Source organism: Lutibacter sp., assembly GCF_033723435.1.
GTDB lineage: Bacteria > Bacteroidota > Bacteroidia > Flavobacteriales > Flavobacteriaceae > Lutibacter.
This window is the reverse complement of record NZ_JAWVXC010000011.1, coordinates 24,825-37,627: the sequence shown is the minus strand read 5'-3', so window position 1 is coordinate 37,627 and position 12,803 is coordinate 24,825. Positions and strand designations below refer to the sequence as shown.

Below are 12,803 nucleotides of genomic sequence, written 5' to 3'. Positions count from 1 at the left end.
ATTTTAAAAATGAAGAAAATATTTTTATTAATTACTGTAAGTCTTTTGTTTACAAATTGTATTTCGGTAAAATCTAATTTAACTGCAACTGCTGTAAAACAAAACAATTTACAAAGTGAAATTACTCAAAAAAGACCTAAACTTATAGTTGGTGTTGTTGTTGACCAAATGCGATATGATTATTTAGTTAAATTTTATAATAAATTTGGAGAAGGTGGTTTTAAAAGGTTACTAACTAATGGCTATGATTTAAAAAATGCACATTACAATTATATTCCTACATATACTGCAGTTGGTCATACTTCAATTTACACAGGAACAACTCCAACAAACCACGGAATTATATCAAACGATTGGTATGATAAATATCAAAAAAAATCTATTTATTGTGTAAATGATGCTAATTACAAAACTGTAGGAGCAACTTATGGAGGTAACAAATCTCCTCAAAGAATGCTAACTACCACCATAACAGATCAAGTAAGATTAGCCCAAAATATGCACGGAAAAACTATTGGTATTGCACTCAAAGACAGATCCGCAATATTACCTGCAGGCCATACTGCAACTGCAGCTTATTGGTTTGAAGGAAATAATGTTGGAAAATTTATAACAAGTACTTTTTATATGAATACTTTACCACAATGGGTAGTTAATTTTAATAATTCAGGAAAAGCAGATAACTATTTAAACCAAACGTGGAATACCATTAACGATATTTCTACCTACACAGAATCATTACCAGATAACAATAATTACGAAGGTTTATTTAAAGGAAAAACAACGCCAACTTTTTCATATAACTTAAAAGAATTAAGAAAAACCAATAATAATTTTGATTTGTTAAAAGCAATTCCTTTCGGTAATTCAATTACAACCGATTTTGCTGAAGCTGCAATTACTGGTGAAAATTTAGGAAAAAGTAATTACACTGATTTTTTAGCAATTAGCTATTCAAGCACAGATTATGTTGGACATAAATTTGGTACCAATGCCATAGAATTAGAAGATACTTATATTCGATTAGATAAAGAACTTGAAACGTTATTGAACTTTTTAGATGAACATGTAGGAAAAGGAAATTATACATTGTTTTTAACCGCAGATCATGCTGCTGTTCCAAACCCTTCTTATTTAAACGATTTAAAAATTCCAAGTGGATATTTTAAATCAGAAGAGTTTAAAAAGTATGTAAAAGCCACTACCCTAAAATATTTCAATTCTGATAAAATAGTTGAAAACATTTCTAACTATCAAATATTTTTAAACAAAGAAGAAATAAAAGCCTTAGGATTAGACGTTAATAAAGTAGCTCAAATTATTGCAGATGAAATTATTAACTTTGATAAAGTGTACAAATCAGTTACAGCCCATACATTACAAACAGCTAATTTTTCATCAGGATTAATGCAAACTATTCAAAATGGATATAACCAAAAACTTTCTGGAGATATTTTATTTGTACCAACACCTGGAGTTGTAAGTTACGGCAAAAAAGGAACCACACACGGATCTGGTTATAATTATGACACTCATGTTCCATTAATTTTTTATGGAAACAGTATTAAAAAAGGAAGTTCTAATGTGTATTATCCTATTACAAATATAGCACCAACAATTTCATCGTTATTAAATATTAATGAACCCGATGGATGTACTGGGCAAACTATAATTGAAGTTTTAAAATAAAACATAAAAAAACTCTCTAATATTAGAGAGTTTTTTTATACTAATTTGCTTTACTTAATATTTATAAACTATTGCGTTAATATTCATACCTGCACCAACTGATGCGAAAATAACTACGTCGCCTTTATTTATTTCTTGATCTTTTACCAAACCTTTATTAACCATATCAATTAACGTTGGTACAGTTGCTACGGAGCTGTTTCCAAGTTTATGAATACTCATTGGCATAATGTTTTTAGGCATAGGCATTTTATACAATCTATAAAAACGTTTAACAATTGCCTGATCCATTTTTTCATTAGCCTGATGTATAAAAATCTTTTTCACATCCTTTATAGCTACATTACTTTTATCTAAAGCTTTTTTCATTGCGTTTGGCACATTATTTAACGCATATTCATAAATTTTTCTACCAAACATTTTTATGTATCTAACATCTGGGTTTTCAGTTTTATCAAATGAATTTCCAAAAAATAAATAATAACATTCATCAAATGTATCCGTTTGTGCCGCACTACTCAATATTCCAACTGAATTTTCTTCTTCTGTAGCTTCTATAACACATGCTCCAGCACCATCAGAATATATCATAGAATCTCTATCGTGCATATCTAAAACTCTTGATAATGTTTCTGAGCCAATTACCAAACATTTTTTTGCCATTCCTGCTTTAATGTATGCTTCTGCTTGAATAACTCCTTGAATCCATCCTGGACAACCAAATAATATATCATACGCAACACAATTAGGATTTTTAATTCCTAGTCTATGCTTAACTCTAGATGCTAAACTAGGTAATATATCACTTTGTATTGCAGAGTTTTTAACATCTCCAAAGTTATGAGCTAGTATAATATAATCTAATTCTTCTTGATTAACTCCTGCGTCTTCAATTGCTTTTTTAGCAGCCAAATAACCTAAATCAGAAGAGTTTAAATTTGAGCTTGCATAACGTCTTTCTTCAATTCCGGTAATGGCTTTAAATTTATCAATAACTACCTCATTAGGGTAATTCATTGGCGTACCATCTTCATTTAAAAATTCGTTTTCTAAAAAATCTTCGTTCTTTTTAACTATAGTAGGAATATAACTTCCCATTCCTGTTATTTTTGAATACATAGGCATATAATACTGAATTTGAACTGGTAAATATAAAGTTTTAGTATTTATTTCTTTTGCATTTCTACTATTTTTATTTCCATAACTGTTGCTATGGATACTGCTCTTGATTTTATTGCATGAGCATTATCTCCTTTAAATAATTCATCTACCGAATTATTAAAATGAAATAACCATTGTTTAAAATGTTCTTTTTTAATAGGTGTTTTTTGATGAATAACAAAATGCGGTTGCATTGCATTATTTTGATAATCACCTGTATAGAACAATACTTGACTCCAAAATTTAACCAATGTTTGTAAATGCTCTTCTAAAAATTGAGGGTTTTCAAATTTTATAAAAAATGACTTTAATAAATCATCTGCCAATAATTTTTTATAAAATAGCGATACTAAATTATACAAATTTTCCTTGGAAGTAATATCCATTTTCAAAAAACTTATAAAAATGATTTATCAAAAGCTATTGGAAGCAAGTCTAATACTGATGAAGTTTTGATAATTTTACCTTCTTCTCCCATAAAAAATACTTCTATCGGCTCTTTTTGCTTCATTTCATACTCTGATAATGTTTGTCTACAAGCACCACAAGGAGCTACAGGTTCTTTTACAATATGAGTAGAAGAACTAGCAGAAATAGCTAATTTAATTACTTTTTTATTTGGGTATTGAGAAGATGCATTCCAAATTGCTACTCGTTCTGCACACATCCCCGAAGGATACGCAGCATTTTCTTGATTATTGCCTATAACAATTGTATCATCTTCTAATAATAATGCAGCTCCGACACTAAATTTAGAATACGGAGCGTAAGCATTTTGTCTTGCTTTTATAGCATCATTCATTAAACTTTTATCATCTTCTAAAAGTTCATCAAACGAATCAAAAACAGTGATTGCTGTTTTTATTTCAATTTTTTTCATTAACAAAAAAATTAACGATTAATTTACTTCAAATAATTCTCCAAAATCAAAAGATAGAGAAAAACGAAGTGTATTTTCTAATGGGTTATTAATATCAGAAGCATTAAATAAATATGACATATCTAATCTTGTGCTTTTAAATTTAAATCCAGTACCTATTGTAAAATATTTTCTAGCTCCTTTTAAATCACTTTCATTAAAATACCCTGCTCTAAGAGCAAAAGAATTATCATACATATATTCAGCTCCTAGTGCCCAAGTATATTCTTTTAACTCTTCACTAAATCCTCCTGGAGCATCTCCGAAAGATTTAAATATTCCACTAAAAAAGCTCACATCTTCCTGTCTGTAAGGTGGATTCCCATCATTTTTAATTGAAACACTAGGTGTTGGAACTAGTAGCTTATTAATCTCTAAGTTTACGCTTACCTTATTAAAACTATCTAAAATAAAATCAAAACCTCCACCAATTTTAAGATTTGTAGGGATGTAATTATCTTGGCCATCATCAGAATACGATACTTTTGGTCCAATATTAGAAATATTAAAACCTCCGCGCCAAACACCATTAAAGTTTCCATAATTAGTTTCATCCGATTGAAAGTAACCTGAAATATCTACAGCAAAAGTATTTACTGGATTTATAGTTGAGTTTGCGGATTTAATTCCTAAATCTGAACGAATATATCGCATAGTAACTCCCATTGCATAGGTCTCACTTAGTTTTAAGGAATAGGACCCATCTAATGAAAATTCATTTAATTTTTCCGTTCCTTGCGGAGCGCCATTTATATCTGTTAAATCAATTTGTCCTAAATTAAAATATTTTAAACTTGTAGCCCAAGCACTTCTATCGTCAATTCTGTTTGCAAACGAAAAGCCACCTAAAAAAACATCGCTAGTTAACTGTCTTAGCCAAGGAGTATACACAACCCCTATTGAAAATTGTGACGGCATAAATGCAAATTTCGAAGGATTCCAATGTTGAGAATACGAATCTGGTGAAGTTGCAACACCAATATCACCCATACCTCCCGCTCGAGCGTCAGGTGCTATTAATAAAAAAGGAGCTGCAGTTGTAATTGGATTTGGGGTATCTTGTGCGTTACTTTTAGTATAGGTTACTAAAATCATTAAAGATAATACAATTATTTTTTTCATTTATTGGGTAATTTTTCTTAACAAATATCTTAATTATTATTGAAGTATTACTAATTTTTCTGTTTTTTGTGCCGTTGTATTTGAATTAAGTGAACTAACCTTTAATTTATATACGTAAACTCCTTTTCCAATTTTTGTTCCAAAATCATCTAGACCATTCCAAGAAATACTTCTAGTTAAGTTTCCAACGGTTTGTACCGTTTCATTAATTGTTTTAACCAATTTACCTGAAATTGTAAAAATTTGAATTTGAACATTTAATTCTTCATTTGGTTTATTGTGATTAAACCAAAATTCGGTATAATTTACAAACGGATTTGGATAATTAAGCACATTACTTAAAACTAAATCTCTATCATCAACTACAAAAAAGGTAAACGATGCTTCGGTAAGATTATTGTATGTATCCCAAGCTTTTAATGTTATTGTGTGTAACCCTGGTGCTAAATTTCTAAACGGATAATTTACCTGCCCTTTTTTATAGTTATTTAATTCGGTTTGATAGTAATCATTTAATACAATTGGATTTGCTTCATCATTATCTAAAATTGCTACTATATCATGATCTACTGCTGTTAACGAAGTATTTATTCCATTTTCATCTTGAAGAACTGCTATAAATAATGGAGATTCATTAGTGTTTCCACCGTCTACAAAATTTAGATCGTTCATATATAATTGTATGGTTGGGCCTGTGTTATCTTCTGGAGCGTTGGCATTTATACCTCCTACTACTACATTAAAATTTGCTCCAGATTTATCTTGAACAGCATCAAATGCATACAAACTTAATTTACCTTTTCCATATGCTATTTTCAGATCTTTCGGCGCTACAAAATCAAAAGTAAACAAGCCATTTTCTACTTTAGATCTGCCACTAAAAATTTTACTTTCAATGGCGTCAAATTGCATCGTAATATTATGATGATCATTATCTAAAGTTGTTTTAGAAACTGGTTTATCATAAACCGTAACTTCAAACTCTCCATTAAAATCGTTTATTCTTGAACCAGACAAATTAGTTACCTCTCCATCAAACTTAATATGAGAAAGCGCCTTAATAGTATCTATACTTTGCGTTAATAAAACATCGTTCATTTTAGTTAATTTAACTGAAGGTTTTGGTACATTTAAACGCATTGCTGGATCGCCTAGATAAAAGATAAAATAACGTTGATTAGTTGAAAACTGATTTTTTGTAATCATTAAACTTTCGGCAATAGAATAATTTTCATTATTAAATTGCAAAAGTGGTTTCATTAACGTTTTATTTAGAGCTTCTCCAACACTTATAAAAATTTCTCGAGTTGTAGAAATTAATGATGCTGCGCCTCCTTTAGAATTCCATAAAACATATTCTCCAGCCGTTTTTCGCAAAGGATTGTCAAATCGTGAAAATTCACAGGTTACTGTTACAAATAATGGTAATTTATTTTCATTTTTCCAATTTTGGATATCTGGAACTTCTAAAATTCGTTCAGCAGCCCAACCATCTTCTCCTCCATGTCCAAAATAATCTACTACTAATGTTCCTTTTTCTACTTGATTTGAAATATCTGTATTTACCGTTGGGTATCTATTACCTCCCGCTGAAGATTCTTGTTGATAAGCATCTATATATATCTTTTTTAAATTAAATATTGGTTTTTTAAATGCAATAGTATCTGCTAATTTTTCTAAATTTATTTCTAAAGTTTCTTCTCCAGAGGCATCAATATCATCTGCAACTAAAGTGATCTGATTTCTCCAGCTTCCAAAAGCATTTGCACTATTATAATTTAATATTTTATCTACAACTTCCTTTGCTTGTAAGGCATCTGAAACTGGAATTCTTCCTGTAGCCACATCTTGCTTTTCAAAATTTTGCATTTCTCCTTCATTTGCATCCATCATTCCGTAAAAATCATCGGTAACAAATGAAGTAGCTAAATTAAAACTATCATATGCTTCAAAGGTTGGTACAATATTATTATTACCTCCTATTCTATCTTTGTAATCATAAGAAGCGTCCCCAAATAAACAAACATATTTAATTGTATTAGTGGTGGAATTATCATATAAATGTTTAACAAAATCGCGAATAGCAGTTATATCAGGAGAGCCAGAAGAAAATTCATTATAAATTTGATTAAGAGATATTACTTTAGCTTTTAGATTGTCATTTTGTTGATGATAAGTTGCTAACCGTTGTGCTTCATCTTTTAAAAAATCTGGAGTAATTACAATATAATCTAAATTAGTTAAGCTATGTAGGTTTTGATTTTCTACTAGATTATTTTCAATAATTTCAGGCGTATAATAATCATCCTCATTTAAAACTATATACTCTTTATTACTTCCTCCATTAACTTTAAAAGTGAAATTTGAAGAAGTAGTAGATTGGTTTTCAATATTTGTTGGATTAATATAATCGGTTACATTCCATACTTTACTAATATTATTTGAATTTTCAATTACATATTCAAATACATCATTAGAATTGGAAATATTAAAATTTCTAAATCCAAATTGTTTTCCATTTGCTATTAGTTTCCTTTTTCCTAAAATTTCAATGTAATCTAAATAAGCCTTTGCTGAAGGATTACCTCCATTGTTGTAAGTTACAGAAACGTTTACAGCATTTCCAGAAACATTTACAGATTTAGAATTTTCAATAGCATAAGCTTTTGTTAAGCCACTATTAGCTGGAATATTAATATCAAATAATGGTTGATTATTAACAGAAATTTGAAATTGAGACGCTAACCCAGATTCCGCAACTCCACGAGCTCTAACCAATATATCTTGTGAATTATCAATATTTTCAAAAGGAATAGAGTACGTATGTGTATTTTCTATATTAAAAGAATCCCCAAACCACTGCTGACCTGCCGCATATAAATTTACCTCATCTTTTTCAAAAAAAGTAAAATCATCGTAAGTATTAATTTGTTGATTTGCTGCTGTTACAACCTGAGGTTGTGCTATAATTCGTTTACCATTATCCTCCCCAATTGTAATAAAATAATAGGATTTATCTGAAAAAATATTTTCCTGATGGTACATGTCTTGTAAACTTGCTGAACCTTTACTTTTCCACGTATTTGGTCCTTTTCCATAAAATAAAATATAATCTGAATCGTCAAAACTATTATCATCTTCCCCTTTAACGTAAATGGAATTTTCTTGTAATCCATCATACCTAAAATCACTATTTTTAAATGGCAACATTTGTCCGCCATTTCCAAATATTTTAATGTTTTTAGGGTTTATGTTAGCAGTATTTATTCCTAACTTTTGTAAAAATGTTTTGTCTATTTTATAAACGCCTGTAGTATCAATAGCAAATTTATACCAAGTACCGGTTGCCAAAACAGAGTTTTTAAGTGTTGATGTTTTTGCTGCATTTTTTCCTGCCTTTATATTAGTAATATATTCAATATCAAAAGAAACAATCTTTTTTAATTGAGAATTCTCATAAATTAAAGGAATTAAATTTAAAACCGCTAAAGTTTTATTTCTTGCATGTACTATATGAAAACTAGCATTTATTTTATTTGGTATTTTGGTGAGTAAAAGTGAGTTAAATTCTTTTTTTGAAACTATCTGATACTTAACATTTTTTATTAAAAACGAACTCAACACATTGCCATCACTAACTTTCCATGTTGTGTTGAATGTTGGATTTAAATTTTTATCAATAAAATTTCCAGCAACAATACTAGTGGTGATTTTTTGCTTATTACCAACTTTAAAACTTACATTATTTTGCCAGTTAAGTTGAAATGATTTTAATATTTTTTGTTGTCCAAAAATTGAATTTACAATTAAAAAACAAATTAAAAAATAAAGTCTAATTCTAAGTTTCATTATTGCAGTAACACCAATTTTATAGGTTATTTTTAATTTAATACAACATTACGTATAATAATAAAGAAAAACAATCGTTAAAAACTTAGTTAAATAGTTTTACTGAAAAAATTTCTTGTGAAAATATATATTTAATGTAAATTGCAAAACATTAAAACCCTAATTACTGATAAATGAATATGAAAAATTTATTTAAAGTTTCAAAACTTATACTACTTGTAATAACTACAGTTATGTTTGTTAGCTGTCATAATAGATCTTCACGTAATAAATCATCATTAACAGGCTGGAATTCAAAAGATAAAGCTGCAGGTGGTTTTAGTTCAAGTGAAAATTACAAAGGACAACAAGCACCTCCTGGAATGGTATTAATTGAAGGAGGAACTTTTACAATGGGAGAAGTTCAAGATGATGTTATGTTTGATTGGAATACTACTCCTGTAAAACAACAAGTTCGTTCATTTTATATGGATGAAACAGAAGTAACTAACGCAGAATACTTATTTTATTTACAATGGATGGAAAAAGTTTTTCCTCCAAGCGATCCAAATTATAAGGAGATTTATTTATCTGCATTACCAGACACTTTAGTTTGGAGAGATGTTTTAGGTAATAATGAATTATTAACCGAAAATTATTTAAGACACCCTGCATATGCTGATTACCCAGTAGTTGGTGTAAGTTGGTTGCAAGCAAATCAATATTGTAAATGGAGAAGTGATAGAGTTAATGAGAAATTATTAATGAAAAAAGGCGTGTTAAATCCATTATTTGAAATGGATTCTTTAAAAGTTGAAGGTAAAGATCATTTTACTACAGATACCTATTTAGCTAATCCATATCTTTTATTTGAAGGAGATTCTTCAATTTACAATAAAGGACTTCGATCTAATAAAAAACGTAAAAAAGGTGAATCACGTCCTTCAAGAGGTTCTTTTACTGGTAGACAAGTAAAAGTTTCAGACGGTATTTTAGCTCCAAAATTCAGATTACCAACAGAGGCCGAGTGGGAATATGCAGCAAAAGCAATTGTTGAAAATAGGGAGTATAATGATATTAAAGGAAGAAAAAAATATGCTTGGAATAGTAAATATACTCGCAATAAATCTAGACGATATAGAGGAGACCAATTAGCAAACTTTAAACAAGGAAAAGGAGATTATAGTGGTGTGCCTGGTTGGAGTAGTGATGGAGGAGATATTACTATGAAAGTAAAATCCTACAAACCAAATGCTTTTGGACTTTATGATATGTCAGGCAATGTAGCTGAATGGGTTGCTGATGTTTACAGACCGATTGTAGATAATGACGCTAACGATTTCAATTATTTTAGAGGAAATATTTTTACAAAAAAAATGATTGATGCTGAAGGAAAAGTAGTTATTGTAGATGATAATTCAGTAGAATATGACACTTTAGATAATGGAAAGTTAGTACCTAAAGCCTTACCTGGAGATGTAAAATACATCCCTATTACTAAAAGAGATGCATACATGCGAAATAATTATGAAAAAGCTTATAATGTAGATGCACGTGATGGCGATTTAGCATCTACCAAACTTTATAATAAAAACGAAGATGAATTAGACAAAAAACCAAGAATGTATAATTCTCCAGAAAACCCAAGAGCTATAGGAGAGAGTGGTTTAATGATGCAACAATATGACACTAAAAAGAGAACCACTTTAATTAGTAATGAAACACGTGTATATAAAGGAGGTTCTTGGAGAGATAGGGAATATTGGTTAGATCCTGCACAACGCAGATACTTACCTGAATATATGTCTACAAATTATATTGGTTTTAGATGCGCAACAGATAGGCTAGGTCCTATGACTTATAAAAGAAGAAAACCTACAACAACAAAAATTAGATATTAAAATATCTCAAAAATAAATAAAAACCTCGCTGTAAATTCAGCGAGGTTTTTTTATATTTAAATTATGGAAATAGAACAACTATATAACTTATACTCTCAAAGTTTTCTTATAGATACTGATACAAGAAAAATTAGAAAAGGAAGCATTTTCTTCGCTTTAAAAGGTGAAAATTTTAATGGCAATTTATTTGCGGATGAAGCAATTGCCAAAGGCGCATCATATGCCGTCATAGATGAAATAATTGAAACGGATAACACTAACATTATAAAGGTAAAAAACGGTTTAGAAACATTACAAAAACTTGCTAATTATCATAGAAGAAAGTTAGAAATACCTATAATTTCTTTAACAGGAAGCAATGGAAAAACCACAACTAAAGAATTAATAAATGCGGTATTATCTACCAAATATAATACCGTTGCAACTCAAGGAAACTTAAACAATCATATTGGTGTTCCATTAACCATTCTCTCAATGACTCCAAAAACAGATATTGGCGTTGTAGAAATGGGTGCAAATCATATGGGGGAAATTAAATTTTTATGCAACATTGCCGAACCAAATTATGGATATATCACAAATTTTGGAAAAGCCCATTTAGAGGGTTTTGGTAGTTTTGAAAACATTATAAAAGGAAAATCTGAATTATATAATTTCATAAAAAAAGAGAATGGAATTGTTTTTGTTAATTCTGATGACAAACTTCAAAATCAACAATCTGAAGGAATAAAAAAGATTAGTTATAATCAAAAAGTAATTGCATTAGAAGAAGTTAATCCATACGTAAAAGTTACTTTTAAAAACATAACGATAAGCAGTAATTTAATTGGAAAATATAATTTTACAAATATTGCTGCAGCAATTACAATTGGAGATTATTTTAAAGTTGAGCCTTTAGATATTAAAACTGCTATTGAAAATTACATTCCAACTAATAATAGATCACAAATAGTTTTAAAAAACAGTAATAAAATTATATTAGATGCTTATAATGCTAATCCTAGCAGTATGAAAGAAGCTTTAGAGAATTTTAATTTATTGAAATCGGAAAATAAAATTGCTATTTTAGGAGATATGTTCGAATTGGGCAAAGAAAGCCTGAAAGAACATCAAAAAATTGCATTATTAGCTACTTCTTTTAACTTTAATAAAGTGTATTTAATTGGAAAAGCATTTTCTACTGTTACCGTAAAAAATGCTTTCCAATTTGAAAGTTTTGAAGCTTTCAAAAAATCACAAAACTATATAAATATTAATAATACTTCAATTTTAATAAAAGGTTCTAGAGGAATGGCTCTAGAACGCATTTTAGACCTGCTCTAACTTTAATTTATTTCTATGAAATTCAATTAAACCATCAATAGGTCTTCTAACAAATTTACCTAACTTAACCATATGGTATCTTGCAACATCTTTAATAATATCTTGTGAAAAATAAGCGATGGATCCAACAAAATGAATTGGTAATTCTTTTGATTCTTCAATAGGTAAAATTCTATTCTTAAAAAATTCTTTTATGCCTTTGTGTAATACTTTATTAAAATAAGCATTACGTTCATTTTTAAGTATAAACTCTGCAAAATGAGCTAAGTACGTATTTGGATTTGCTTCTTTATATAAATTTTTCTTTATTATATCTGCATCTAAATTAAATTCAGATTCAAACTTTTCTGAAATTTCTTTTGGCATTTTTTTATAGTAATAATCTCTTATTAATTTTTTACCAAAATAATTGCCACTTGCTTCATCCATTAATACATAACCAAGCGATGGAATTCTAACATCAACGTGTTCTCCATCAAAATAGCAGCTATTAGAACCTGTTCCTAAAATGCAAACTATACCTGGTTTTGTAGTTACCGCAAAGGCTGCTGCATAAGTATCTTCTTTTACAGTAACTTTAGCGTTTTTAAAATATTTTTCAAAAATTGATTTTAATAGCAATGTTGGTTTTTCGGTACCACAACCTGCACCATAAAAATACAACTCTGTAACAGCATTTTTCACTTCCGCTAATTCAGCATTGGCTTCTAATCGTTGGTGCAAAGCATTTTCGCTAAAAACTGCCGGATTTAATCCTTCAGTTCTAGTTTTAAATTTTTGATTACCCAACAGATCTAATAAAATCCAATCGGCTTTTGTTGATCCACCATCTGCTATTAAAATCATTCTTATTACTTTTT

The 12,803-nt window shown here is 29.1% G+C and carries 9 protein-coding genes; 3 read left to right on the top strand and 6 right to left on the bottom strand.

Annotated elements, in window-relative coordinates; translation table 11 throughout:
* Window positions 1-9: 9 nt before the first annotated feature.
* Window positions 10-1,689: an alkaline phosphatase PafA gene (gene pafA / locus R3342_RS12735; RefSeq protein ID WP_318940740.1), complete on the top strand. Its 1,680-nt coding sequence runs from the start codon at window positions 10-12 to the stop codon at window positions 1,687-1,689.
* A gap of 54 nt (window positions 1,690-1,743) precedes the next feature.
* Here pafA and R3342_RS12730 read toward each other — a convergent pair whose 3' ends face one another.
* The 5 genes from R3342_RS12730 to porU are packed head-to-tail and all read right to left on the bottom strand — an operon-like array spanning window position 1,744 to window position 8,740.
* Entirely contained in the window at window positions 1,744-2,808 is a 1,065-nt protein-coding gene (locus R3342_RS12730; protein ID WP_318940756.1) for a 3-oxoacyl-ACP synthase III family protein, read from the bottom strand.
* A 47-nt stretch (window positions 2,809-2,855) separates the two neighbouring features.
* A complete protein-coding gene (locus tag R3342_RS12725; RefSeq protein ID WP_318940739.1) occupies window positions 2,856-3,236 on the bottom strand; it encodes a group III truncated hemoglobin in 381 nt (126 codons plus the stop codon).
* Between the two features lie 11 nt (window positions 3,237-3,247).
* Window positions 3,248-3,730 (bottom strand): cytidine deaminase, encoded by a 483-nt coding sequence (gene cdd, locus R3342_RS12720; RefSeq protein WP_318940738.1) that lies wholly within the window; start codon window positions 3,728-3,730, stop codon window positions 3,248-3,250.
* 18 nt (window positions 3,731-3,748) lie between these two features.
* Complete coding sequence (gene porV / locus R3342_RS12715; RefSeq protein WP_318940737.1) at window positions 3,749-4,891, bottom strand: type IX secretion system outer membrane channel protein PorV; 1,143 nt, start codon at window positions 4,889-4,891, stop codon at window positions 3,749-3,751.
* Window positions 4,892-4,927: 36 nt separating this feature from the next.
* The gene (porU, locus tag R3342_RS12710; protein ID WP_318940736.1) at window positions 4,928-8,740 is read right to left on the bottom strand and encodes a type IX secretion system sortase PorU; all 3,813 of its coding nucleotides are present in this window, start codon (window positions 8,738-8,740) and stop codon (window positions 4,928-4,930) included.
* A gap of 179 nt (window positions 8,741-8,919) precedes the next feature.
* Here porU and gldJ point away from each other — a divergent pair, with 179 nt between their 5' ends.
* Window positions 8,920-10,620 carry a gliding motility lipoprotein GldJ gene (gene gldJ / locus R3342_RS12705; RefSeq protein WP_318940755.1) on the top strand — a complete coding sequence of 567 codons (1,701 nt, stop codon included), beginning with the start codon at window positions 8,920-8,922 and terminating at the stop codon, window positions 10,618-10,620.
* A gap of 63 nt (window positions 10,621-10,683) precedes the next feature.
* Complete coding sequence (locus R3342_RS12700) at window positions 10,684-11,943, top strand: UDP-N-acetylmuramoyl-tripeptide--D-alanyl-D-alanine ligase (protein ID WP_318940735.1); 1,260 nt, start codon at window positions 10,684-10,686, stop codon at window positions 11,941-11,943.
* Here R3342_RS12700 and R3342_RS12695 read toward each other — a convergent pair.
* Window positions 11,929-12,789 (bottom strand): N-acetylglucosamine kinase, encoded by an 861-nt coding sequence (locus R3342_RS12695; RefSeq protein ID WP_318940734.1) that lies wholly within the window; start codon window positions 12,787-12,789, stop codon window positions 11,929-11,931. The genes R3342_RS12700 and R3342_RS12695 overlap by 15 nt on opposite strands.
* Between the last annotated feature and the right edge of the window lie 14 nt (window positions 12,790-12,803).